The sequence below is a fragment of the Streptomyces poonensis genome (genome assembly GCF_014650915.1).
Taxonomy (GTDB): domain Bacteria; phylum Actinomycetota; class Actinomycetes; order Streptomycetales; family Streptomycetaceae; genus Streptomyces; species Streptomyces poonensis.
Genome location: NZ_BMVW01000007.1, coordinates 267859 through 291754, shown reverse-complemented (window position 1 = coordinate 291754; position 23896 = coordinate 267859). Strand labels below are relative to the sequence as shown.

Here is a 23896-nt window from a genome sequence, read left to right as displayed (position 1 = left end):
TCCATGACGAGCGATCCCGGAAATGTCCAACACCACGTAAACACTTGCGGGCCCGCCTTACAGTCCTCGGCGCGCGTCACGACCGGGCAAAATACCTGCACACGCCACGGATATTTTGGTCCGGAGACGGAACACCGAAGGGGCCGCCCGCACCACGGATGGCAGGCGGCCCCTTCGGGCGGTCGAGGTGACCCTCGGGTCAGGAGGCCTTGGCCTTCTCCTCGGACTTGCTGGCGGCGGGGGCCGGAGCCGGCTTGGCGGCCTCGTAGAACTCCTCGCGGGGGTTCTCCATGGCGCCGAGCGAGACGACCTCGCGCTTGAGGAACATACCGAGCGTCCAGTCGGCGAAGACCCGGATCTTGCGGTTCCAGGTCGGCATCGCCATGCCGTGGTAGCCACGGTGCATGTACCAGGCGAGACGGCCCTTGAGCTTGATCTTCATCTTGCCCATGACGATCATCGCCACGCCCTTGTGGAGGCCGAGACCGGCCACCGCACCCTTGTTGGAGTGCTTGTACTCCTTCTGCGGGAAGCCCCGCATGCCGGAGACCACGTTGTCGCCGAGGACCTTGGCCTGGCGCAGCGCGTGCTGGGCGTTCGGCGGGCACCAGGCGTTCTCGACACCGGCGGCGCGGGCGGCGAGGTCCGGGACCTGGGCGTTGTCGCCCGCGGCCCAGATGTAGTCGGTGCCCTGGACCTGGAGGGTCGGGGCGGTGTCCACGTGGCCGCGCGGGCCGAGCGGCAGGCCGAAGCGGGAGAGGACCGGGTTCGGCTTGACGCCGGCGGTCCACACGATGGTGTTGGAGTCGACCTCCAGCCCGTTCTTCAGCACGACGTGGCCGTCGATGCAGGAGTCCATGGAGGTGGAGAGGTAGACCTCGACCCCACGGCTCTCCAGGTGCTCCTTGCCGTACTGGCCGAGCTTGGGGCCGACCTCCGGGAGGATCTTGTCGGCGGCGTCGACGAGGACGAAGCGCATGTCCTCGCGGGACACGTTGGTGTAGTACTTGGCCGCGTCCCGGGCCATGTCCTCGACCTCGCCGATGGTCTCGGCGCCGGCGAAGCCACCACCGATGAAGACGAAGGTGAGCGCCTTGCGGCGGATCTCCTCGTCGGTGGTGGAGTCGGCCTTGTCGAGCTGCTCCAGCACGTGGTTGCGCAGGCCGATGGACTCCTCGATGCCCTTCATGCCGATGCCCTGCTCGGCGAGGCCGGGGATCGGGAAGGTGCGGGAGACCGCGCCCATCGCGATGACCAGGTAGTCGAAGGGCACCTCGTACGCCTCGCCGACGAGCGGGGCGACGGTGGCGACCTTGCGGTCCTGGTCGATGGTGGTGACGCGGCCGGTGAGGACCTCCGCCTTGCGCAGTACGCGTCGCAGCGGGACGACGACGTGCCGCGGGGAGATGCTGCCGGCTGCGGCTTCGGGGAGGAAGGGCTGGTAGGTCATGTACGACCGGGGGTCGACGACCGTGACGGTCGCCTCGCCGTAGCGCATCTTCTTCAGGATGCGCCGTGCGGCGTACAGGCCTACGTACCCACCGCCTACTACGAGGATCCTGGGACGCTCCGTGGTGCTCATGCCATCGAGTATCCACCCGCCGGCGAAGGGATGCTCGTGCGCCCCTTCACAAGGTCTGGCGGGCCCTCTGCTACACTGCGCGGCTCGCGTGACGCAGGTCATGCGCCGACGGGGGAACCGCCGCACCGGTCGGACCGTTGTCAATGCCCCGTGAACTGCCCTCCCGTCTTTCCTGAGCTCCTGGACCACTCACCGGCGGGCCGGGGCCACAGCCGCGGGGCAGCCCCGAACAAGGGGCCGTTGGTCCCGCGAGATACCCCGGACGACCCCTTCACAGGGGGTTCCTCGCCGATCTCGGCGGAATTCCTTGTGAAGAACTTCACGAAGTTTTCCGACGGTACGTCGGTGAGGGGCTCGACGCGCCCCTCACCCGTGCTCATACGCTAGCGAACCCGCTCAGCCGAGACTACCCATCGGTAGGTAAGAGTCGCCCGTCAGCCGGTCACGGAACCGGCCATCGGCCACCCGACGGGCCACCGGCCACCGGCCACCCCACCGGCCCCCGGTCGGGCGACGGACCAGGCGAAACCGCCGAGGAACGCTCGCGAACGCGACTCCCCGAACCAGGGCACGTGTACACGCGAATGCGTACACAAATCTCATGGCCGAGAACACCGTGACCGTACGGGAAGCCCGCGCGCACCTCGCCGACCACATCAACCGGGCTGAGGAAGGCGTTCCGACCGTCATCACGCGCAACGGCGCTCCGGTGGCAGCCGTAGTCCCGATCGCGGACTTCGAAGCGCTGGAGGAAGCGGCCGACGTCATGCTGGCGCGCGCAGCCGAAGCGGTCCCGACCGAGGGCGGCCCCACAGTGACGATGGCGGAACTGCTGGCAGACCTGTTCACCGAGCAGGACGGCGAGTCGGCGTGAAGTACGCCCTCAGGTTCACCACGGCGGCACAGCGGCAGCTCCGGGCCATCAGCCGGCCCGACGCCATGCGCATCCTGACCGCGCTGACCGCGCTCGGTGACGAGCCGTACCGCGAGGACGCCGACGTCAAGGAACTCACCGGCCCGTCCGGGCTCTACCGGCTCCGGGTCGGAAGCTACAGGGTCGCCTACCAGATCAACGACGGTGAACTCGTCGTCCTCGTCGTCAAGGTGGGCGACCGGCGGGACGTCTACCGCAGCCTGTAGGCGGTCAGGCCAAAGACCATCCGATCCCGTCGAGAATGTCGTGCTCGCTGACCACGACCTCGTCCGCACCGGTCCGCTCCATGACCGTGAGCAGTACGAGCGCGCCGGCGGCGATGACGTCCACCCGGCCCGGGTGCATGGAGGGCACGGCGGCACGCTCGGCGTGCGTGGAGGCGAGCAGCCACCCGGTGATCTCCCGCACCCGCTCGTAGGAGATCCGGGAGTGGTGGATGGCCGCGGAGTCGTACTCCGGCAGCTCCTGGGCGATCGCCGACACGGTGGTCACCGACCCGGCGAGCCCGACGAGCGTACGGGCCTCGCGCAGCGGCACCGTCTGCTCCGCCAGGTCCAGCGCGGCCACGATGTCGGCCCGCATGGCCTCGATCTGCGCAGGCTCGGGCGGGTCGACGACAGCGCCGTCCCGCACCAGGTGCCGCTCGGTCATCCGGACGCACCCGACGTCCACGGACCGCGCCGCGCGCACGTGGTCGTCGCCGACCACGAACTCCGTGGACCCGCCGCCGATGTCGACGACGAGGTAGGGCCGGTCGAGGTCCGTACGACCGGTGAGCTCCTTGGTGGCGCCGGTGAAGGAGAACTCGGCCTCCTGGTCGCCGGTGATGACCTCGGGCTCGACCCCGAGGATGTCGATGACCCCCCGGACGAACTCGTCCCGGTTCTCCGCGTCCCGGGAGGCGGAGGTGGCCACGAAGCGCAGCCGCTCCGCGCCGAGCTCCTTGATGACCGCCGCGTACTCCCGGCAGGCCGCGAACGTCCGTTCCAGTGCCTCCGGTGCCAGCCGCCCGGTGCGGTCGACACCCTGACCGAGCCGCACGATCGTCATGCGCCGGTCCAGGTCGGTCAGTTCACCGGTGGCGGGGTCCGCGTCCGCGACGAGGAGGCGGATCGAGTTGGTACCGCAGTCGATGGCGGCCACACGGGTCACTTGTCGTCCTCCTCGGAAGCCCCGGCGACCGTCACGCACGGCCCCTTGCGCCACCACTCCGGCAGCATGGCGATGGCCTCGTCGCCCAGCGGGTTCACCCCGGGGCCGGCGACCAGCGAGTGCGCTACCAGGACGTGCAGGCACTTCACCCGGTCGGGCATGCCGCCCGCGCTGGGGAAGTTCTCCAGCACCTCGATGGCGTCACGCCGGGCGATGTAGTCCTCGTGGGCGGCCCGGTAGGCGGCGGCCAGCTCGGGGTCCTGGCCCAGCCGCTCCGTCATCTCCTTCATGACGCCGTTCGCCTCCAGCGTGCCGATCGCGGAGGCCGCCCGGGGGCACGTCAGGTAGTACGTCGTCGGGAACGGCGTGCCGTCCGGCAGCCGCGGCGCCGTCTCGACCACGTCGGGCTGTCCGCACGGGCAGCGGTGCGCGATCGCGCGCAGTCCGCGCGGGGGCCGCCCGAGCTGCTGCTGGAAAGCCTCGACGTCGGCGTCGGTGGGTTCGGTGCGCTCGGTGGGCGGCAATTCGAACAGTGTCAGCGCGGAGCGCTGTCCTTGAGGGGTGGTGGCCGGGCGACGGGCGGGCGTTTGCATGGCTGTCTGAGACTGTCTTTCTGTCGGTTCGGTGGGGCGGGCGGGTGTCAGCGCTCGGCGTCCGCCTTGTCGACGCCGTCCCACAGGTTCGCGTACCAGGGCCGGGCGGCCGTCCCCTGCGTCGTGCGCGGCTGCTTCACCGCCGCCGGGTCGACCACGATGAAGCCGGTCTCGCCGGGCATCACGTAGTGCAGCCGCTCGCGGATCTGCTGTTCGGCGTACGCGTCGTCCTGCCAGCGCTCCTTGAGGTCGCGCAGTTCCTCGACCCGCGCGCGGGCCTCCTCGCGCTCCCGCTCCAGCTCGGCGATCTCGGCGCGCTGGGAGAAGTACTGCCGGGTCGGGTACGCCAGCGCCACGATCATCGAGCACAGGACGAGCGCGAGGAGCGCGGCCCGGCCGGTCAGCCGGGAACGGCGGGCCTGGCGTTTGGTCTGGGAACGGTAGACACGGGCCGCGGTCTGCTCACCGAGCACCCTGAGCCTGGTCGCGGTGGAGAACCGGTCCCGGTCCTTCACGGCCATGTTCCCGCCTCCCGTTCGCCGGCCACGCGCGCACGCGCGTACGTCCCCGCACACGGTACGGGACCGCGTACGGGGACGTACGTACGACTGGCTGAGCCTCGGCTCAGGAGCTGTCAGCCCTTGAAGCGCGGGAAGGCGCTGCGGCCGGCGTACACCGCGGCGTCGTCGAGGATCTCCTCGATGCGCAGGAGCTGGTTGTACTTGGCGACGCGCTCGGAACGGGCCGGGGCGCCGGTCTTGATCTGGCCGCAGTTGGTGGCGACGGCCAGGTCGGCGATGGTGACGTCCTCGGTCTCGCCGGAGCGGTGGGACATCATGCACTTGAAGCCGTTGCGCTGGGCCAGCTCGACGGCGTCCAGCGTCTCGGTCAGCGAGCCGATCTGGTTGACCTTCACCAGCAGGGCGTTGGCGGCGCCCTCCTCGATGCCGCGGGCCAGGCGCTCCGGGTTGGTGACGAACAGGTCGTCGCCGACGAGCTGGACCTTGTCACCGAGCTTCTCGGTGATGGTCTTCCAGCCCTCCCAGTCGTCCTCGAACAGCGGGTCCTCGATGGAGACGAGCGGGTACGCCTCGACGAGCTCGGCGTAGTACTCGGTCATCTCGGCGGCCGAGCGCTCCTTGCCCTCGAACGTGTAGACGCCGTCCTTGTAGAACTCGGAGGCGGCGACGTCGAGCGCCAGGGCGATCTGCTCGCCGGGGGTGTAGCCGGCCTCCTTGATGGCCTCGAGGATGAGGTCGAGGGCCTCGCGGTTGGAGCCGAGGTTCGGGGCGAAGCCGCCCTCGTCGCCGAGGCCGGTGGCCAGGCCCTTGCTCTTCAGGACCTTCTTGAGGGTGTGGTAGACCTCGGTGCCCCAGCGCAGCGCCTCGGAGAAGGTCTCCGCGCCGATCGGGGCGATCATGAACTCCTGGATGTCCACGTTGGAGTCGGCGTGCGAGCCGCCGTTCAGGATGTTCATCATCGGCACCGGCAGCAGGTGCGCGTTCGGGCCGCCCAGGTAGCGGAAGAGCGGGAGGTCGGACGCCTCGGAGGCGGCGTGCGCGACGGCGAGCGAGACGCCGAGGATGGCGTTGGCGCCGAGGGAGCCCTTGTTGTCGGTGGCGTCCAGGTCGAACATCGCCTGGTCGATCAGGCGCTGCTCGGTGGCGTCGTAGCCGACCAGCTCCGGGCCGATCTGCTCGATGACGGCGAGGACGGCCTTCTCCACGCCCTTGCCGAGGTAGCGGTTCGAGTCGCCGTCGCGGAGCTCGATGGCCTCGAAGGCGCCCGTGGAGGCACCGGACGGAACGGCGGCACGACCCGTGCTGCCGTCGTCGAGGCCGACCTCGACCTCGACCGTGGGGTTGCCTCGGGAGTCCAGGATTTCCCGGGCTACGACGACGTCGATGGACGGCACGAGCATCTCCTTCTGGGATGTGACGCGGGTACGAGGGCAGTGGCCCTGCGGGATGAGCCTAACCGCCCCGGGGGGATCGGCCAGCCTGCCGGTCACCCCGTGGGCGAAACCGAGAGTAAATTGTTTCTGAACGGAACAAACGCGGTTCCGGTGAAGTCGGCGCTCTCCCGGCGCCCTCCGGCGCTCTCCCGGCGCTCTTTCACCGCTCCCCCGACGCCCTCGCGACGCTCTCCGGCCGCGGTTCACGGCCGCTCACGCGAAAAGCCCCGCCCCGGTGCGTACGGGGGAACACGCACCGGGGCGGGGAGCCCGTGGGGTCGGGGGGTGGCCCTCACGAGGCCTCCAGTGTGGAGGACCCGGATATGAGGGCGCTGTGTTCGGGCTGGGAGCCGACTGGGCGATCGGCCGGGAACCGGCGGGCGGTCCGGCCGTCACCGGTTCGGCCGTCGTCAGCTCAGGTGCAGCTGCTGGCCCGGGTAGATGACATCGGCGTTCTCGACGATGTCCTTGTTCAGCTCGTAGAGCTTCTCCCAGCCGCCCGCGACGTTCTTCTCCTCGGCGATGCCGCTCAGGGTGTCACCCTTGACGACCTTGTACTCGCCGTCGCCCTTCTTGACCTTCTCACCGGTCGGCGTCTCGACGGTGGCCCGCTCCGAGGAACGCGAGGCCCGCTGCTCCTGGGTGCTCTCGCTCTGGGCGCTCTCGCTCGGCGCGCTCTGCTCGGTGGAGGCGGAGCCGGAGTCCGGGGTGGACGGGGCGGCCGCGGCGCCGTCGTACGCGGCGCTGGACAGGCCCGTGCCGCAGACCGGCCAGGCGCCCTTGCCCTGGCCCGCGAGGACCTTCTCGGCTATCTGGATCTGCTGGGTCTTGGAAGCCTGGTCGGCGGTGGCGGCGTACTGGGTGCCGCCGTACGCGGCCCAGGTGGAGGCCGAGAACTGCAGACCGCCGTAGTAGCCGTTGCCGGTGTTGATCGACCAGTCGCCGCCGGACTCGCACTGGGCGACGGCGTCCCACTCGGAGGAAGTGGCGGCGGAGGCGGAGCCGGCCGCCAGCAGCGGGGCGGCGATGGCGGCACCGGTGACCCCGGCGAACGCGACGACCTGGGCGGCCCTGGACGGACGGCGGTGCTTGCCCTTGGTGCTCTCGGTGCCCTTGTTGCAGGAACGCAGCATGAAGTTGATCCCCTCACCGACGCCTGCGAGGTGAGCTGTCGGGTTCGGGCCGGTTGAGTTGCCCGGCCGCGCGTCCTCGTCCTGCGACGCGCGGCTTCACCCCAAGCCGTTCCCGGTGTCTCTCGACTCCCGGGTCCGGCGCCTACCTTGGTTCCCCCGCTCCTGCCCACGGCGCTTACGCGTCGACTGTCCCGTACGGCCGTTGGCAGGATTCGGCGTGACGACCGCAGGGGCCCGCTGTGGCGAGCGATCACGACGGTAGACACGTGTTGCGCCGGATTTCAAAGACGATCAGGGCTTCTGTGACTCATCTCCCATGGAGATCAAATCGGGCATTCAGCGCTAATACGTACCTGAACTACCGCCGGTCCGGGCGCCTTTCGGAGGCTCGTCGCCTCCTCTTCACTCACCGGACCGCTCGTCGACCTCCAGCGTCTGACCGGGGAGGATGCGATCCGGGTCGGCACCGATCGTCTCCTTGTTCCCGGCGTACAGCTCGGTCCATCCGCCGTCCACGCCGAGGGAGTCGGCGATGGACCACAGATTGTCGCCGGAGCGGACGGTGTACGAGCCGTCCGCCGCACCCCGGGAGGCGGTGCCGGACGAGTCACCGTCACGGGAGGCGTGCCGTCCGGCGGAGTCGGCGGATCCGTCCGCGAGGGCGTCGGCCGGGTCCTCGTCGGCGCTGTCGCCGCGGTGGCGTCCGGTACCCGCGGCCGCTTCCCCGGAGCCCGTGGCGGAACCGGCGGCGAGGTCCTCGTCGGTGCCGCTCGCGCCGCTCGAAGAGCCGCTGTTCTTCGTCGGGTTGCCCGCGGCGTCCGAGTCGTCGTCCTGCGCAGCACTGCCCGACTTGTCACTCTTGGTCGTGTTGTCCGTGTCGTCGGCGCCAGTGCCGGACTTCCGGCTGCCGCTGCCGCCGCCCCGGGAGGCGTCCTCGTCGGAGTCGGCGGAGTCCTTGCCGGCGGAACCGGTCTTCCCGGTGTCCGCCTTGGTGGACCCTTCGGCATCCGAGGAGTCCGAGGAGTCCGAGGAGGAGTCCGAGGAGCCGGACCCGTCGGCCGATCCGGAGGAGTCGGCCGCCACGCCGGTGTCGACGCCCGCCGCCTGCTCGTCGTCCCCGAGTCCGGAGAGGAGCCCGCAGGTGGGCCAGGCACCGGCACCCTGGTCGGCGAGGATGTTCTCGGCCACGGCTATCTGCTGGGAGCGGCTCGCCTGGTCGGCGCTGGGCGCGTAATCGAGACCGCCGTACGCCTCCCAGTCGTCCTGGGACAGCTGAAGCCCGCCGTAGTAGCCGTTGCCGGTGTCGGCGCTCCAGGAGCCGCCGCTCTCGCACTCCGCCACCTGGTCCCAGGTCGATCCGCTGGCCGCGCTCGCCCCGGTGGCGCCGAGCAGCGGGATCGCGATGGCGGATCCGGTGACTCCCGCCGCGACGAGCAGGGCCGGAGCCTGGCGGGGGCGACGGTGACGACCGTTCCCGGAGAGCATGCGGTTGCCTTTCACACGACAGCAGGGAGCAGCGTGACGGACGCGACATCGAGGCGCCGATCACGCTGATGCGTGAACGTAGCCGCAGTGGATCACTTGTCACAAGTCAATGCAGCACAGATCACGTGCAGATCACAGAGTTGAGAAAGTGTCACTTTTTTGTGTGGTCCGTGGTCCCGGGAAGCGTGTCTGACGTGCACTTCCGGCGTGTCTGCCGAACCGGTGTGAACTCCACGGGAAGCGTGCGCAATCCCCGCATAATGAGCCCGCCGCGCCAGCGCAAATCGGCCGGATCCGTCGCAAGTTCCAGGTCGGGGAGACGGGTGAGGAGCGTCGCGAGCGCGGTCTGTCCCTCCAGCCGGGCGAGGGGGGCACCCAGGCAGTAGTGGATGCCGTGCCCGTATCCGAGGTGTTGGTTGTCACGGCGGGAGAGGTCGAGGACATCGGGGTCGGCGAACCGCTCCGGGTCGCGGTCGGCCGCCGCGAGCACGACGAGCACGGGGTCCCCGGCGGCGATGTCCTGGCCGCCGATGGTGAGCGGCTGGGTGGCGAAGCGCCAGGTGGCGAGCTCCACGGGGCCGTCGTAACGCAGCAGCTCCTCGACCCCGGTAGCGAGCAGTCCGCGTTCGCCGGCGGCCAGGGACCGCTGGAGCCTCTCCCGCTGGCCGGGGTGGGTGAGGAGGGCGTACGTGCCGTTCCCGATCAGGTTGACGGTGGTCTCGAACCCGGCGAACAGCAGGATGAACGCCATCGCCGCCGCCTCGTTCTCGGTGAGGTGCTCGCCGTGGTCGGAGGCGCGGATGAGCCCGGAGATGAGGTCCTCGCCGGGGGCGGGGGTGTCGGGGAGGGCCTCGCGCTTGCGGTGGATGAGGTCGGCGAGGTAGCCGCGCATCTTCTTCACGGACCGGGCGACGCCGCCCCGCGGCCCCCCGCCGTGCCGGATCATCATGCCCGCCCAGTCCCGGAAGTCGTCCTGGTCCTCGCGGGGGACACCGAGCAGGTCGCAGATCGCGTAGATGGGGAGCGGGAAGGCGAACTCGTGGATGAGGTCGGCGCTGCCGCGCTCGGCGAACCCGTCGATGAGCTGATCGGTGAGTTCCTGGACGCGGGGGGCGAACTCGGCGACGCGCCGCGGGGTGAACGCCTTGGAGACCAGCCGCCGCAGCCGGGTGTGGTCCGGGGGGTCGATGTTGAGCAGGTGAGTCATCAGGTCCGCCTTGCGCTCGCCGGGGATGCCGGTCTTCCCCTTGGCGTGGGCGGGCTCGTCGTGGTGCGCCGGGTTCTTGCTGAGCCGCGGGTCGGCGAGGGTCTGCCGGGCGTCGGCGTAGCGGGTGACCAGCCAGGCCTCCACCCCGCTGGGCAGCCGGGTCCGGTGCACGGGCGCGTGCTCGCGCAGCCAGGCGTAGGCGGGGTAGGGGTCGGTGGCGAACTCCCAGGTGAAGAGGTCGGGAGCGGGGTCGGGAGCGGGGTCGGCGGGCTGAGGCTGGTGGGTCACCTTTCGACGGTATCCGGCAGGCCGCGGACGCAGGATGTCAGCCCTCGTCGGTCCTCCCGGTCCGCGCCCTCGTCAGCTGTCGTCGGCCTCGCCCGCGTTCCCGGTCAGCCCGCGTTCCCGGTCAGCCCTCGTCCTCGCCGCCCACGCCCTCCACGGCCCGTATCGCGTCCCGGTACACACGGGCCGCCGCCCGCAGGGCCGCCTCGGGGTCGACGCCCGCGGCTTCGGCGCGTGCGGCCAGGGCCAGCAGCTCGTATCCGATGCCCTCGCCCGGGTCCTCGCCGTCCCCCTCGGGAAGCGGGACGTCCAGTCCCGCGGTCCGCACGCGCGACGCCAGCTTCGCCGCCAGGGCCAGGCCCGGCTGGCCCAGGGGGATGCCCTCGGTGACCGACGTCCGCTGCTTCTCCACCGCCTTGGTGCGCAGCCAGTGCTCCTTGACCTCCTCGGGCGTCGTTGCGGTCTCGTCGCCGAAGACGTGCGGGTGGCGGTGGATCAGCTTGGCGACGATGCCGCCGGCCACGTCGTCGACGGAGAAGGGCGCCTCGGGGTCCTCCTCGGCGATACGGGAGTGGAAGACCACCTGGAGCAGGACGTCGCCCAGCTCCTCGCGGAGCTCCTCCCGGTCGCCCTCCTCGATCGCCTCGACGAGCTCGTACGCCTCCTCGATGCCGTACTTCGCCAGGCCCTTGTGGGTCTGCCGGGAGGACCAGGGGCACTCCACCCGGATGCGGTCCATGACCTGGACGAGGTCGAGGAGACGGGCGCCCGGGAGGTCGTAGGAGGCGGGGAGCAGCTCCAGCTCCGGCATCCGGACGCGGCCCGAGCCCGCGAGGCGTGCCAGGCCGTCGGTGAGCCGCGGCTCGCCCTCACCCGTCGCGACGACCACGACCGTACGGCCGCCGGAGCAGGCGTCGACCAGCTCCTCGGCGGTGGGGGTCCCCTCGTCCACCGCCGTGCCCGCCTCGCGCAGGTACGGCAGCTGGGGATGGGCGCTGTCGGCGCACAGCACGCGGTCGGCCTCGCGCAGCGCCTGCCAGGCCGGCCAGGACAGCAGTCCGGGCGCGACGCGGTGGCTGGTGGTGAGCAGGACGATACGGCCGGGGCCGGGGACATCGGGGATCGCGTTCACCCTTCGAACGTAACCCACGTCACCCACGGCACCGGAAGTTGTCCACAGGCTGTGCGCGGAGCCCGGCCTTCCCTACGCCGGCTGCTGCGCCGCCGCCGTCACCTCACGGATCCAGGGCGTCTTCGCGTCCGCCCGGCCGCTCCGCTCGACGTCCCAGGTGCCGTAGCGCGGGTTGAGGTCCACGTCGAGCTCGCCGGACGCCTCCGACAGGGTCCGCCAGAACGCGGCCTTGCCCTGCTCGGTGTTCATGTCGACGCCGAGCGCGGCGGCCAGCTTCTGGGCCTGGACCTCGGTGCGGAGGTTGTCGTCGAGGTGCCGGGGCGCGACGCCGTACTGCTGCAGCCAGGCCGTCTCCAGAGCCTGCGCACCACCGGCCTGACCCTCCAGGGAGGCGCGGAAGTCCTGGACCTCCTTGCGGGTGACGTCCACCCCGGCGTCCGCGGCCGCGCGGTCCAGGACCCGGTCCAGGACCATGCCCTGCAGGGTGCTGCGGGTGAGACCGCCGGTTCCGGCGACGGCCTGCTCGTACTGGGCGTCGTCGGGGGCGGCGGCCCGCTGGGCGGCACGTACCTCGTTGACCCGGTTCTCCAGCTGCGCGACCGTGATCCGCTGACCGCCGACGACGGCCGCCGCGCCGGGATGCGCCTCGCCTCCGCAGGCGGTGAGGAGGGGGGCCGCGGCGGCGATCGCGGCGGAGAGGAGGAGCGCGGTGCGACGACGACGACGGCGGTGCAAGGTGGCCTCCCGAGGAGATTGTGCGGCGGTGCACAAGGTCTTGCGGTGATCGATGGTAGGCAGTGGCCCCGCTCTCGGCCAGCCATTCGACCAACGATTCACCGTCACTTCGGGCACCGCGCACCACCGCGCACCGTCGTGCGCGGTGTCAGCCGACGATGGCGACCGGCGCGTCCCACGCGTTGCGGTCCACGGTGATCGTGTAGCCGCCGCGCGTCTCCTTGCTGTTGACCATGTACTGGTGGCCGCGGCTGTGGTCGGTGTACAGCGACGGCTTCCAGGGCCAGTCCGCGGTGGTGGTGTTCTTCCCGTTCCACAGCGCGTACCAGAGGTTGCCCGGCAGGTCCGTCCTGTCCTTGGCCGTGGCGACGGCCGCGGCGCTGGAGCTGGAGAAGCCGTAGAGGCCGGCGCGGTAGGTCTTGGCGCGCAGCGTCTTGGAGAAGGAACGGACGTACTTCAGCGTGGCGTCGTTGCACGCCTTGTCCTCGATGTCGTACGACTCCATGTTGAGGTAGATCGGGCTGCCCTTCTTCATGCCGAGCGCCGCCGCCTTGGCCACCGCGTCGTTCGCGTTCTTCGCGCCGACGGACGCGGCGGTGGAGGCGGTGAACCTCTCCGGGTTCCTGCTCTTCTGGCAGGGCGGCTGGGCGCCGACGTAGAGCGGGATGAGCTTCCAGCCGCCCGCGTTGACCGACTTCACCCAGGAGGCGGTGAGGTTGGGCTGGGCGCAGCCGCGGTTCTTGCCGCCGATGTAGACGGCGGCGGCGCCGTAGAAGCCGTTCTTCTTCCACGCCTTCATGGCGTTCAGCGACGGCGCGGTGCAGGTGTCGAACGCACGGCCGGTGTACGTCTTCTGGGCGGGCCAGGTGGTGGCCGCCATGGAGGTCTGCGCGTAGACACCGCCCCCCGCCACGACGACCGCGCCGGCCGCGGCCCACGTGATGTATCTGCGCTTCCTCGACTGCCGGTGCTCGGCCATTCCCCACCCCTGTGTCATGTGTACGTCCCACCCGCCCGTCCGGCGCGCGGGGCGGATCGCACGCTAATCGAACGGCATCCTGCGACGCTAGCCGCGCACCTGTCCCAGCCACTGCAGCGTCCGCCGTACGTCCGCCGCCAGCGGGTGCCCGGGTCCCCGCAGCCGCTCCACGTCGTGCAGCAGGCGGACCAGGGTGTCGTGGGCGGCGGGGCGATCGCCGAGGGCCAGCAGGAGGTGGCCGATGCGGCGGCGCACGTCGAGGGAGAGTTCGGGGTCGCCGGCCACGTACTGGTTCTCGTAGTACGGCAGCAGGGCGCGGTACTCGGCGAGCGCGGCGGCCGGTTCGCCGAGCTGTTCGAGGCACTGGGCGGCGTCGTAGCGGAAGCGCAGGGCCTGCGGGTCGGCCTGGCCCGCCTCGGTGGCCCGCTCGTCGGCGAGGCGGCGCAGCTCGGGCAGGGCGCGCCGGTACTGGCCGTCGTCCATGAGGGTGGCCGCGTACTGCTTGCGCAGGGTCCGTACGACGGGTGAGTGCTCGCCGTGCTGGGCGGCCGCGGCCGGGAGGATCGCGCCGAGGATGTCGACGGCCTGCGTGATGCGGCCCTCGCCGAGCAGCCGCTTGACCTCGTCGACGGCGCCCGCGACATCGGGCTTGTCCGCGGCCGCGGCGGGCGCGGCCTGCGGCTGCGGCCCGGGCGCGGGGATGCGGGCGCGGTCCGGCCAGGGGGCGTGCGGCCGCAGGAACGGCCGGGTCGGGTCGAGGGGGGCGCCGGTCGGCATCCCGCGCGCGGGCAGCAGCGGGAGCAGCTGCTCGTACGTCTCCTGCGCCGACGCCGGACGGTGCTGCGGGTCCTTGGCGAGCAGGCGCAGCACCAGCGCCTCCAGGCGTTCGGGCACCTCGGGGCGGAGCCGGCGGACCGGGACCGGCGGCTCGTAGAGGTGGCGGTGCAGGACACCGAGGGCTGTGGAGCCCGCGAAGGGGACGTTGCCGCTGAGCAGTTCGTGTATCAGCACGCCCAGCGCGTACAGGTCGGTGTACGGGCCGACCGCGCCGCCCATCGCCTGCTCGGGGGCCATGTAGGCGGGGCTGCCGATCGGGGAGCCGGTGTGCGTGAGGCGGGTGGTGTCCGTGTCCATCACGGAGGCCACGCCCAGGTCGAGCACGGTGACCGTGCCGTCCTGCTTGACCATGACGTTGCGCGGCTTGAGGTCGCGGTGGACGATCGGCACCGCGTGCACGGCGGACAGCACCGCGCACAGCTGGGCGGCGACCGCGACGGTCCACTGCCAGGGGTACGGATCGTGCTCGGCGAGGTGGTCGGAGAGGTCGGCGCCGTCGACGTACTGCATGACGAGGAACAGCTCCTCGCCCTCGCTGCCCGCGTCGTGGACCGTGACGAGGCCGGGGTGGTCGACCTGCGCGGTGACCCGGCACTCCCGTATGAAGCGGCGGCGCAGCTCGTCGGCCTCCTGGCCCGCGACCTTGTCGGGGCGCAGCAGCTTGACGGCCACCCGGCGGTCGAGACGCTGGTCGTACGCCGTCCAGACCTGGCCCATGCCGCCCTGGCCGATGAGCGTGGACAGTTCGTAGCGTCCGGTGATCAGGCGCCCGCTGCCCTGGGTCCTCCCCTGGGTCACCGGGTCACCTGTCTCCCTCGTGCTTGCGCAGGTAGTCGCTGAGTTCGTCGAGCTCGGCGCGCACCTGGTCGATGCGCGCGGGCGCCGGGCGCTGCGACTGGGGCTGAGATCGCGGCTGGACGGGCGGCTGCGCCGGCGGGGCGGGCGCGTAGGGCGGCTGCGGCTGCGGCTGTGGGGCCTGCGGCTGGGGCTGCGGGGCCTGCGGCTGCGGGGCCTGCGGCTGGGGTGCCGGGTAGCCGTAACCGGCCTGCTGCCGGCCGAAGAGGGTGGTCGCGGTGTGCGGGTGGGTGTGCGCGTGCACGTTCCCGTACGGCGCGAGGGCGGGTCTGCTGAAGTGGCGTATGTCCGCGTACAGGTAGTACGCCACGGTCACCAGCATGCCGGTGAGCAGCAGTGACATGCCGACGTCGCCGCGCCAGGTGGTGAACTCCTCCTCGCCCGGGTCGGTGATCAGGATCAGGAAGCACAGGGCGACGTGCGCGACGGAGGCCGTGAACAGGATCCAGTCGATCCTCCTGCGGGTCACGACGGCGAGTCGCAGCATGCTGGCCCATGCCAGGAATCCGCAGCTGAGGACGGCCAGCACCACGAAGAGCACCCGCAGGGTGATCAGCGCGCCCGGCGAGGGGCGGTGAGGCGGTGGCGGCGCGTAGCCGGGGCCGTGCATGACTGCTCCTGAGGCCTGACGAGGGCGGACGTGCGATGTTCGTATTGAGCGTATAGGCCGATGACCACAAGCCGTTAAGGGTTGTGGACAACCGTTGCCGCACCGATTCGCACGCCGGTGGCGGAGGGCCCCGGTCCGGTACGCGCCTCAGTCCGGTGCGACCGTGCCGTCGGTCAGGCCGTCGTGCATACCCCGCACGAGCTGTTCGCCGAGGCGGCCGGCGAGCCGGAGCGCGTCCTCGAACCCGGCGAGCGCGCGGAAGCGTTCGCCGTAGCGGCGCTGCTCGTCCAGCGGGAGCCGGGGCAGTTGGAGGCGGCGCACGTCGAGCCGGGTGGCGGTGGAGGCGTAGCTGCTGGCGCGGCGGCTGCCCGCGGTGCCGCGCAGGAAGCCGGCGAGGAACCACGGGTCCAGTGCCGCCGGATCGGGGCGCAGCAGCGTCAGATTGCGGCCGAGGGCCGCGCCGGCCGTCTCCTCGTCGACCACACGCGCGACGCCGCCCCCGCCGAGGACGGGGACGACGACGTCGCCCGCCGTCACGAGGACGGGGACCTCGCCCGTGTCGGGCAGCGTCCCCGAGGGTGCCGTACCGGCCAGGACGTCGTGATCCGTGAGCACGCGCGCGTGGGCACCGTTCCCGCCCGTACGCAGCGACAGGGCGCCCGCGCGCGCGAGTTCGCCGACCGTGGTGAGCGGCCAGCGCGCGGGCCGGCCGGTGCTCCCGGGGGCGTTCCCGGGCTCCCCCGGCTCCCGCTCCGACGCCGGAACAGGGGGGCTGGGCGCGAGGTCGGCGGTCAGCCGCAGGGTCGCACCGAGGCGTTCCCGGACGGCCGCCAGCTCCTCGGCGCCGCCGCCGACGGCCGGGGGCGGCAGATGGCGGGCGGGCGTCACGTCCACGTCGTCGTCGAGCAGGTCGATGACGGGCAGGGCACGGCTCAGCCCCGGACGCTCCACCGTGCCGCCCGGGTGTTCCGCCGCCGTGCCCGTGCGTTCGAAGGCCCGCCAGATGTCCAGGACGGCGGCGCGCACGGCGGCCCAGTCGAGGCCGCGGCCGCTTGCGGCCGTCTCCCGGCCGGGAGCGGCCGGTGCCGTCCCGCCGTCGGCGAGCCGGCCGGTGTCCACAAGCAGCAGTTCGGGCCGCGCGGGCACCTGGCCGGGCCGCCGCAGCACCCACAGGTGCAGCGGGATGCCGTGCGGGGGCGCCGCGCCGGCCGGCAGGGCGATCACCGCGCGCAGGGCGCCCCGGCGCAGGAGGTCGGCGCGGATCCGGCGGCCTGAGCGGCGGCCGGCCGCGGCGGGCGGCATCAGCAGCACGGCGGTGCCGCCGTCCCTGAGGCGCGCAAGCGCGTGCTGCGCCCAGGCGAGCTCGGACTCCGTGCGGGCCGGGAAGCCGTACTCCCAGCGGGGGTCGTAGGCGAGTTCGTCGTGCCCCCAGTTGCGCTCGTTGAACGGCGGGTGGCACAGGACGGCATCGGCGCGGACCGTGCCGTACGCGTCCGCGCGCAGGCTGTCCCCGGCCGCCGTGCGGATCGCGGCCCGAGTGTGCAGGGCGAGGCGGAGCGCGGTGAGGGCGGCCGCCTCGGGGGCGCCGTCCTGCCCGTACAGCTCCTGATCCGGCCGGGACTCGACGGCGCGCAGCAGGGCGCCGGTGCCGCAGGCCGGGTCGTGCACCGTGCGCGCGGGACCGGCGAGGTCGGCCATCAGCCGGGCGAGGGCGTCCGGGGTCGGTGTGTACTGCCGCGAGCCGGTGTCGAGGTGCCGGCCGAGCAGGAACTCGAAGGTGCTCCGCGCGCCGAGATCGGCCGCGAGCTCGGCGGCACCACGCAGCAACGGCACGGAGGGCAGCAGCGCCCCGGCCGCCGGGACGGTGAGCGCGGGCGGGCGGTCCGTGCCGAGGCGCGAGGCGAGCACCTGTTCCAGGGCGTCGGTCAGCAGGCCGGCGAGCCGCTCGTCGGAGCCCGCGCTCGCCTCCAGCCAAACCGGGTGACGCTCATGCAGGAGCAGCAGGACGCAGCCGGTGTGCACCAGGGCCGTGGCGGGTCCCGCCGGATGGCCCGCCACCTGCTGCCAGACGCGTTCACGCAGCGGCACCTCGCCGAGCTTCCCCTGTTCTCGCAGCCATCGCTCGACCTCGGGCAGCGAGAACGCCGGGCTGGTCTCCGTACCACCGACGGGCTTGGGGAAGTCGGGGTGCCTGCGGCGCCAGTTGCTGACGGCTGCCCGCCCCACCCCGGCGAGCCTGGCGATCCCGGCCGCGGTCACTTCGCTTGCGTGGTCCGGCACTTGGCTGGTCTCCCGTCTCCGTGGGCGTCCCCGCACTGCTGTGCAGACACCATACCCACGCGTCCAGTGAACAGGCATTCACAGCGTGAATCAGACCAACCCGCGGAAACCTGTTGACCGAGTTCACAAGACATGCTGTGATTACCTCAACACTCACGCAGTTCGTCGTCAGTCCCGGAAAGGGGCCCACCCATGTCTCATCAGGTCTACGGCCAGACGCCGCCTCCCGCGGGCCCCTACGGCCAGCCGCCCGTCCCGCAGCAGGCGGCGCGCAACGGCCTCGGCGTCGCCGCGCTGGTCCTGGGCGTCATCGGCGCCCTCTCCGGCCTCATCCCGCTCTTCTTCTGGCTGGCCGGCATCCTGGGCGTCCTCGCTCTGATCTTCGGCCTGGTGGGCCGCGGCCGGGCCAAGCGGGGACAGGCCACCAACAAGGGCATCGCCACCACCGGCGCGGTCCTCGGCCTGGTCTCGCTCATCCTCTCCGTGGTCGGCCTGGTCATCACCGTCAACGCGGTCGACGACGCGGTCGACGAGATCGACAAGGCCCTGCAGGAGACTCCCGCCGAGAAGAAGGCCGACACGGGTGCGGCCGACGACAAGGGCGCGGGCACGGACACGGAGAAGAAGTCCGAGACCTTTGCCGCCGGTGACACCGCCGTGTACGACGGCGACATCGAGGTGACGGTCTCGAAGCCGACCGCCTACACCCCCAACGAGTACGCCGTCGGCCACAGCGCCGGGAACAAGGCCTACAAGGTCACCGTGCGCATCCAGAACAAGGGCGCGGAGAAGTACAGCGCCGACCTCTTCACGATCGAGGCCCGTGCGGGCGAGAGCGGCACGAACGCCGAGGAGATCTTCGACGGCGACACGCTCGGCAACGGCTTCTCCGGCTCCGTCCTCCCCGGCAAGACCGCCACCGCCGAGTACGCCTTCGACGCCCCGGCCGACGCGAAGAACCTCGACGTCGAGGTCTCCCCGGGCTTCGACTTCGAGGACAACACCTGGGAGCTCGAGCTCTGACGAGCTCCCACTCCGACCCGGGCCGGTCCTGGGGCGGGACCCGCACACGGAGGGGGTGTGCGGATCCCGCCCCGGGGCCGGCCTTTTCGTACGACCGCCGGTGTCAGCCGCCGCACTGCGCGAGCATCGTCTGTTTGTCCGGCGCGGTCACCGGCATCTCGTACTTCTCGGCGACCTGTGCGAACCGCACCGCGTACGCGCACCGGATCCGCTTGCTCGGCGGCAGCCAGGAGGCGGGCCCGGAGTCGCTCTTCGCCGAGTTGGCGCGGCCCTCGACCGGGAGCAGGTTGAGCGGGTCGTTGGCGAGCTGCTCGCGCTTGGCCTCCGGCCAGCGCGACGCGCCCATCTGCCAGGCGTACGACAGCGGCACCACATGGTCGATCTGCACCTCGGCGGCGTCCTGCTTGCGCCACTCGATCGCCTTGCCGGTGTACGGGTCGTCCAGCGTCATGCTGATGACCACGCAGTCCGAGCCCTCCCGGAACCGCACGTCCTCCCCGTCGCGTCGCAGCAGGTCGTTGCGCGTGTCGCAGCCGTTCCGCGCGAGCGGCACCCCGTCGGCGGTGTCCATCCAGGCGTAGCCGAACTCGTCGCGCTCGTAGCCCGTCCGGGGTCCCCGGCCCTTCGTGGCGAGGGACTCGATGAGCTCGCGGGCCTCGGCCGTGTCACCGGCCGCGGTCACGGGCGCGAGCCCGGGCTTCGTACCGTCGGCGTTCTCCAGGGGGCCGGCCGCTCGCCCCTCCGGCGCGGCCGAACCCGGTCCGGACCCGTCCAGCGCGCCGGGCGAGCAGCCGGCGGCGACAAGGACGGCCAGCGTGGCGGCAGCGATGCAGCGGACACGTATCACGAGTTCTTCCAGCCCCGTCCGGTTCGGGAAACCGACCCGTGCAGCGTAACGAGTCGGGCGTCACCGTTCCGGGAAGGGCCCCAGGATCTCGATGCCGTACTTCCCTGCGATGTCGGCCACCTGCGCCAGAGACCCCTCGGCGGGCCGGATGTCCGCCACGTCCCGGGCGAAGTGCTCGAAGCCGGAGGGCACGCAGAACGCCATGACCCGCGCCGACTCCGAGACCACCTTCAGGCCGTGCGGCACCGCACGCGGCAGATGGACGAAGCCGCCGGGCCCGGTCTCCCAGCGCTCCTCGCCGCACACCACCGCGAGTTCGCCGTCCAGGACGTAGAGCGCCTCGTCCTCGTTGCGGTGCACATGCAGCGGGGTGCTGAAGTCCCGCTCGTGGAGCAGCTCCACCACAGTGAACGCACCGTCGCTGTCCCCGCCGTCCACCAGCATGCGCATCGGGGCCCGCAGCATGCGGCGCTCCCCGCCCCTGCTCTGTCCCGGCGGGACCAGGAATCCGTCACCGGCCATGGTTCCTCCCCGAACGGAGTGACCGGGCGGCCGGAGAGGCCGCCCCGCCGCCCAGTATCCGCCGCGGAGGCCCTCCTCACAGGACGGTAAGCGGCCACCGGCGGCCCCGGACCGGGGCCGCCGGCAGGAGACACCCGTCAGGACCCGAGGACCGACGTCAGGAACTCCCCGACCCACCCGAGCAGTTCCCGCCCGACGAGCGGCTTCCCGCCCACCTTCGCGGTCTTCGGGCGCGGCACCAGCACCTGGTGCGCCGCCGCCTTGATCACGGTTCCCGGGTACAGGCGCTTCAGGCGCAGCTCCTGCGACTCCCGCAACTCCACCGGCGCGAACCGGATGTTGGTGCCCTGGAGCACGATCTCCCCGACGCCGCACGCGCGCGCGAGCATGCGCAGTCCGGCGACCAGCAGCAGGTTCTCCACCGGTTCCGGCAACTTGCCGTAGCGGTCGACGAGTTCCTCGCGTACGGACTTGATGTCCTCCTCCGTGTTGACGGAGGCGATCGCCCGGTACGCCTGGAGGCGCAGCCGCTCGCCGGGGGCGTAGTCGTGCGGGACGTGCGCGTCGACCGGGAGCTCGATCTTGACCTCCAGCGGCGGCTCCTCCTCCACGCCGCCCTCCAGGGAGGCCCGGTAGTCCGCGACCGCCTCGCCGACCATGCGGACGTACAGGTCGAAGCCGACGCCCGCGATGTGGCCCGACTGCTCGCCGCCCAGCAGGTTGCCCGCGCCGCGGATCTCCAGGTCCTTCATGGCGACGTACATGCCGGCGCCCATCTCCGTGTGCTGGGCGATCGTGGCGAGACGCTCGTGCGCGGTCTCGGTCAGCGGCTTCTCCGGCGGATACAGGAAGTACGCGTATCCGCGCTCCCGGCCACGGCCCACGCGCCCGCGCAGCTGGTGCAGCTGGGACAGGCCGAAGTTGTCGCCGCGCTCCACGATCAGCGTGTTGGCGTTGGAGATGTCGATGCCGGACTCGACGATCGTCGTCGAGACGAGCACGTCGAACTTCTTCTCCCAGAAGTCGACGACGACCTGCTCCAGCGCCTGCTCCGACATCTGGCCGTGCGCCGTGGCGATCCGCGCCTCGGGCACGATCTCGCGCAGCCGCGCCGCCGCCCGGTCGATCGACTCGACGCGGTTGTGGATGTAGAAGACCTGGCCCTCGCGGAGCAGTTCGCGCCGCACGGCGGCGCCGATCTGCTTCTCCTCGTACGGCCCGACGAACGTCAGGACCGGGTGCCGCTCCTCCGGCGGGGTGGTGATCGTGGACATCTCCCGGATGCCCGTCACCGCCATCTCCAGCGTCCTCGGGATCGGCGTCGCGGACATGGTCAGCACATCGACGTTCGCCCGCAGCTTCTTCAGCTGCTCCTTGTGCTCGACACCGAACCGCTGCTCCTCGTCGACGATGACCAGACCCAGGTCCTTGAACTTGGTCTCCGACGAGAACAGCCGGTGCGTGCCGATGACGACGTCCACCGAGCCGTCCTTCAGCCCCTCCAGGACCGCCTTCGCCTCGGTGTCGGTCTGGAACCGGGACAGCGCCCGCACGTTCACGGGGAACTGCGCGTACCGCTCGCTGAACGTCCCGAAGTGCTGCTGCACCAGCAGCGTCGTCGGCACCAGCACCGCGACCTGCTTGCCGTCCTGCACCGCCTTGAACGCGGCCCGCACCGCGATCTCGGTCTTGCCGTAACCGACGTCGCCGCAGATCAGCCGGTCCATCGGGACCGTCTTTTCCATGTCCTCCTTGACCTCGGCGATCGTCGTCAGCTGGTCGGGCGTCTCCGCGTAGGGGAAGGCGTCCTCCAGTTCGCGCTGCCAGGGCGTGTCCGGGCCGAACGCATGGCCGGGTGCCGCCATCCGCGCGCTGTACAGCTTGATCAGGTCGGCCGCGATCTCCTTGACGGCCTTCTTCGCCCGCGCCTTGGTCTTCGTCCAGTCGGCGCCGCCGAGCCGGTGCAGGGTCGGGGCCTCGCCGCCCACGTACTTGGTGATCTGCTCCAGCTGGTCGGTGGGGATGTAGAGCCGGTCGCCGGGCTGGCCGCGCTTCGCGGGCGCGTACTCGACCACCAGGTACTCGCGGGTCGCGCCCTGCACGGTCCGCTGCGCCATCTCGATGTAGCGGCCGACGCCGTGCTGCTCGTGGACGATGTAGTCGCCCGCCTCCAGGGTCAGCGGGTCGATGGTCTTCCGGCGGCGGGCGGGCATCCGCGTGCCGTCCCGGCCGGCCGCCTTCTGCCCGGTCAGGTCGGTCTCGGTGAGCACGGCCAGCTTCAGCGCCGGGTCGACGAAGCCGTTGTCGATGCAGCCGCAGGAGACATGGACGACGGAGGGGGAGATCTCCGCGAGGTCCGCGTCCAGCCGGGCGGCGATGCCCTCGCCGCCCAGTACCTCGACCGTGCGGGAGGCCGGTCCGTGCCCCTCCGTCACGAAGACCGTGCGCCAGCCCTCGGCGAGCCACCCCTTGGTGTCGGCGAGGGCCTTGGCGGTGTCGCCCCGGTAGGTGTCCGGGGCGTGCATGCCCAGCTTGAGGGTGTCGGCGTCCGTCTCGACGTCCGCCGCGAACGGCGACACCGACCACCACATCATGTCCAGTTCTCTGGCCCGGTCGCGGACGTCCGCAATGGACCACAGCGAGGCGGCGCCGACGTCGATGGGCGCCTCTCCCCCGCCCGCGGTGGCCGCCCAGGACGCCTGCAGGAACTCCTGGCTGGTGGCCACGAGGTCGGCGGCCCGGGTGCGCACCCGCTCGGGGTCGCACACCACGGCCATCGACCCCTTGGGCAGCACGTCGAGCAGCAGCTCCATGTCGTCGACGAGGACCGGCGCCAGGGACTCCATGCCCTCGACCGCGATCCCCTCGGCGATCTTGCCGAGCAGTTCGCCCAGCTCGGGGTGGTCCTCGGCGAGCGCGGCGGCCCGCTGCCGCACCTCGGCCGTCAGCAGCAGCTCCCGGCACGGAGGCGCCCACAGACCGTGCTCGGCGACCTCGAGGGATCTCTGGTCCGCGACCTTGAAGTAACGGATCTCCTCGACATCGTCGCCCCAGAACTCCACCCGCAGCGGATGCTCCTCGGTGGGCGGGAAGACATCGAGGATCCCACCCCGCACGGCGAACTCACCGCGCTTCTCGACCAGCTCCACCCGCGCGTACGCGGCCGCCGCCAGCGCCTCCACCACATCGTTCAGATCAGCGCTCTGCCCGGTCCGCAGCGCCACGGGCTCCAGCTCGCCCAGCCCCTTGACCTGCGGCTGCAGCACTGACCGCACGGGCGCGACGACCACGGCCACCGGCCCGGTGGCGGGATCGTCGGAACTCGGGTGCGCCAGCCGCCGCAGGACGGCGAGCCGCCGCCCCACGGTGTCGCTGCGCGGGCTCAGCCGCTCGTGCGGCAGGGTCTCCCACGACGGGTACTCCGCCACCGCGTCCTCCGGCAGCAGCGACCGCAGCGCCGCCGCGAGGTCCTCGGCCTCCCGGCCGGTGGCGGTCACCGCCAGTACGGGACGGCCGGCGTCCCGGGCCAGCGCGGCCACGGCGAAGGGGCGGGCCGCCGGAGGACCGACGATGTCGACGTGCATACGGTTGCCGTCGCCGGCGGCGCTCACCGCCTCCGCGAGGGCGGCGTCCTGGACGACGACGTCGAGCAGACCGTGCAGGCTCATGAAGGACTTCCATCCCGGGGAGTGGGCAACGCGAGCGACCCGACACGTCACACGGGCCGGGGCCCTCAAGACTACGCCGGGCC

At 71.7% G+C, this 23896-nt stretch carries 20 protein-coding genes and 1 riboswitch; of the genes, 3 read left to right on the top strand and 17 right to left on the bottom strand.

Annotated elements, in window-relative coordinates; all coding sequences use genetic code 11:
- Positions 1-199 precede the first annotated feature (199 nt).
- Positions 200-1582 (bottom strand): NAD(P)/FAD-dependent oxidoreductase, encoded by a 1383-nt coding sequence (locus tag IE242_RS19935; RefSeq protein WP_189861120.1) that lies wholly within the window; start codon positions 1580-1582, stop codon positions 200-202.
- A gap of 601 nt (positions 1583-2183) precedes the next feature.
- Between IE242_RS19935 and IE242_RS19930 the strand changes: the two genes are divergently transcribed.
- Together IE242_RS19930 and IE242_RS19925 are read left to right on the top strand one after the other, a co-directional pair.
- Positions 2184-2456, top strand: a complete 273-nt coding sequence (locus IE242_RS19930; protein WP_189861119.1) for a type II toxin-antitoxin system Phd/YefM family antitoxin — start codon at positions 2184-2186, stop codon at positions 2454-2456.
- Positions 2453-2722: a type II toxin-antitoxin system RelE family toxin gene (locus IE242_RS19925; protein WP_189861117.1), complete on the top strand. Its 270-nt coding sequence runs from the start codon at positions 2453-2455 to the stop codon at positions 2720-2722. Before IE242_RS19930 ends, IE242_RS19925 begins: the two co-directional genes overlap by 4 nt.
- 4 nt (positions 2723-2726) lie before the next feature.
- Here the strand turns inward: IE242_RS19925 and IE242_RS19920 are convergent, their stop codons facing one another.
- The 13 genes from IE242_RS19920 to IE242_RS19860 all read right to left on the bottom strand — a co-directional run bounded on the left by IE242_RS19920 (position 2727) and on the right by IE242_RS19860 (position 17753).
- Entirely contained in the window at positions 2727-3668 is a 942-nt protein-coding gene (locus IE242_RS19920) for a Ppx/GppA phosphatase family protein (RefSeq protein ID WP_189861115.1), read from the bottom strand.
- Positions 3665-4261 carry a DUF501 domain-containing protein gene (locus tag IE242_RS19915; protein WP_229859146.1) on the bottom strand — a complete coding sequence of 199 codons (597 nt, stop codon included), beginning with the start codon at positions 4259-4261 and terminating at the stop codon, positions 3665-3667. The genes IE242_RS19920 and IE242_RS19915 overlap by 4 nt, the downstream gene beginning before the upstream one ends.
- A gap of 47 nt (positions 4262-4308) precedes the next feature.
- Positions 4309-4782 carry an FtsB family cell division protein gene (locus IE242_RS19910; RefSeq protein ID WP_189861113.1) on the bottom strand — a complete coding sequence of 158 codons (474 nt, stop codon included), beginning with the start codon at positions 4780-4782 and terminating at the stop codon, positions 4309-4311.
- Positions 4783-4895: 113 nt separating this feature from the next.
- Positions 4896-6176, bottom strand: coding sequence for a phosphopyruvate hydratase (gene eno, locus IE242_RS19905; RefSeq protein WP_189861111.1), 1281 nt, complete (start codon positions 6174-6176; stop codon positions 4896-4898).
- Positions 6177-6625: 449 nt separating this feature from the next.
- Positions 6626-7348, bottom strand: a complete 723-nt coding sequence (locus IE242_RS19900; protein WP_189861109.1) for a LysM peptidoglycan-binding domain-containing protein — start codon at positions 7346-7348, stop codon at positions 6626-6628.
- A gap of 5 nt (positions 7349-7353) precedes the next feature.
- Positions 7354-7532: riboswitch (cyclic di-AMP (ydaO/yuaA leader) on the bottom strand.
- Between the two features lie 218 nt (positions 7533-7750).
- Positions 7751-8833: a LysM peptidoglycan-binding domain-containing protein gene (locus IE242_RS19895; protein WP_189861107.1), complete on the bottom strand. Its 1083-nt coding sequence runs from the start codon at positions 8831-8833 to the stop codon at positions 7751-7753.
- Positions 8834-8984: 151 nt separating this feature from the next.
- A complete protein-coding gene (locus IE242_RS19890) occupies positions 8985-10328 on the bottom strand; it encodes a cytochrome P450 family protein (protein WP_189861105.1) in 1344 nt (447 codons plus the stop codon).
- 121 nt (positions 10329-10449) lie between these two features.
- Entirely contained in the window at positions 10450-11475 is a 1026-nt protein-coding gene (locus tag IE242_RS19885) for a nucleoside triphosphate pyrophosphohydrolase (protein ID WP_189861103.1), read from the bottom strand.
- A 54-nt stretch (positions 11476-11529) separates the two neighbouring features.
- The gene (locus tag IE242_RS19880) at positions 11530-12192 is read right to left on the bottom strand and encodes a SurA N-terminal domain-containing protein (protein ID WP_189861101.1); all 663 of its coding nucleotides are present in this window, start codon (positions 12190-12192) and stop codon (positions 11530-11532) included.
- Between the two features lie 148 nt (positions 12193-12340).
- Positions 12341-13171, bottom strand: coding sequence for a glycoside hydrolase domain-containing protein (locus tag IE242_RS19875; RefSeq protein WP_189861099.1), 831 nt, complete (start codon positions 13169-13171; stop codon positions 12341-12343).
- Positions 13172-13258: 87 nt separating this feature from the next.
- Positions 13259-14752, bottom strand: coding sequence for a serine/threonine-protein kinase (locus IE242_RS19870; RefSeq protein WP_268249471.1), 1494 nt, complete (start codon positions 14750-14752; stop codon positions 13259-13261).
- A 58-nt stretch (positions 14753-14810) separates the two neighbouring features.
- Complete coding sequence (locus tag IE242_RS19865) at positions 14811-15473, bottom strand: hypothetical protein (protein WP_189861095.1); 663 nt, start codon at positions 15471-15473, stop codon at positions 14811-14813.
- A 147-nt stretch (positions 15474-15620) separates the two neighbouring features.
- A complete protein-coding gene (locus IE242_RS19860; RefSeq protein ID WP_189861093.1) occupies positions 15621-17753 on the bottom strand; it encodes an N-6 DNA methylase in 2133 nt (710 codons plus the stop codon).
- A 192-nt stretch (positions 17754-17945) separates the two neighbouring features.
- Between IE242_RS19860 and IE242_RS19855 the strand changes: the two genes are divergently transcribed.
- The gene (locus tag IE242_RS19855; RefSeq protein WP_189861091.1) at positions 17946-18776 is read left to right on the top strand and encodes a DUF4190 domain-containing protein; all 831 of its coding nucleotides are present in this window, start codon (positions 17946-17948) and stop codon (positions 18774-18776) included.
- A 103-nt stretch (positions 18777-18879) separates the two neighbouring features.
- Here the strand turns inward: IE242_RS19855 and IE242_RS19850 are convergent, their stop codons facing one another.
- From IE242_RS19850 to mfd, 3 genes are all read right to left on the bottom strand, one after another.
- Positions 18880-19623 (bottom strand): HNH endonuclease family protein, encoded by a 744-nt coding sequence (locus IE242_RS19850; protein WP_373299543.1) that lies wholly within the window; start codon positions 19621-19623, stop codon positions 18880-18882.
- A 60-nt stretch (positions 19624-19683) separates the two neighbouring features.
- Positions 19684-20145 (bottom strand): cupin domain-containing protein, encoded by a 462-nt coding sequence (locus IE242_RS19845; protein ID WP_189861089.1) that lies wholly within the window; start codon positions 20143-20145, stop codon positions 19684-19686.
- Between the two features lie 137 nt (positions 20146-20282).
- Positions 20283-23813, bottom strand: coding sequence for a transcription-repair coupling factor (gene mfd / locus IE242_RS19840; protein WP_189861087.1), 3531 nt, complete (start codon positions 23811-23813; stop codon positions 20283-20285).
- Positions 23814-23896: the final 83 nt, after the last annotated feature.

Excerpts from the sequence above, each read along its gene's own strand:
- IE242_RS19915 (WP_229859146.1), bottom strand. The coding sequence starts at position 4,261 with ATGCAAACGCCCGCCCGTCGCCCGGCCACCACCCCTCAAGGACAGCGC.
- IE242_RS19855 (WP_189861091.1), top strand. The coding sequence starts at position 17,946 with ATGTCTCATCAGGTCTACGGCCAGACGCCGCCTCCCGCGGGCCCCTAC.
- IE242_RS19930 (WP_189861119.1), top strand. The coding sequence starts at position 2,184 with ATGGCCGAGAACACCGTGACCGTACGGGAAGCCCGCGCGCACCTCGCC.
- IE242_RS19845 (WP_189861089.1), bottom strand. The coding sequence starts at position 20,145 with ATGGCCGGTGACGGATTCCTGGTCCCGCCGGGACAGAGCAGGGGCGGG.
- IE242_RS19875 (WP_189861099.1), bottom strand. The coding sequence starts at position 13,171 with ATGGCCGAGCACCGGCAGTCGAGGAAGCGCAGATACATCACGTGGGCC.
- IE242_RS19910 (WP_189861113.1), bottom strand. The coding sequence starts at position 4,782 with ATGGCCGTGAAGGACCGGGACCGGTTCTCCACCGCGACCAGGCTCAGG.
- IE242_RS19900 (WP_189861109.1), bottom strand. The coding sequence starts at position 7,348 with ATGCTGCGTTCCTGCAACAAGGGCACCGAGAGCACCAAGGGCAAGCAC.
- IE242_RS19865 (WP_189861095.1), bottom strand. The coding sequence starts at position 15,473 with ATGCACGGCCCCGGCTACGCGCCGCCACCGCCTCACCGCCCCTCGCCG.
- IE242_RS19935 (WP_189861120.1), bottom strand. The coding sequence starts at position 1,582 with ATGAGCACCACGGAGCGTCCCAGGATCCTCGTAGTAGGCGGTGGGTAC.
- IE242_RS19895 (WP_189861107.1), bottom strand. The coding sequence starts at position 8,833 with ATGCTCTCCGGGAACGGTCGTCACCGTCGCCCCCGCCAGGCTCCGGCC.
- mfd (WP_189861087.1), bottom strand. The coding sequence starts at position 23,813 with ATGAGCCTGCACGGTCTGCTCGACGTCGTCGTCCAGGACGCCGCCCTC.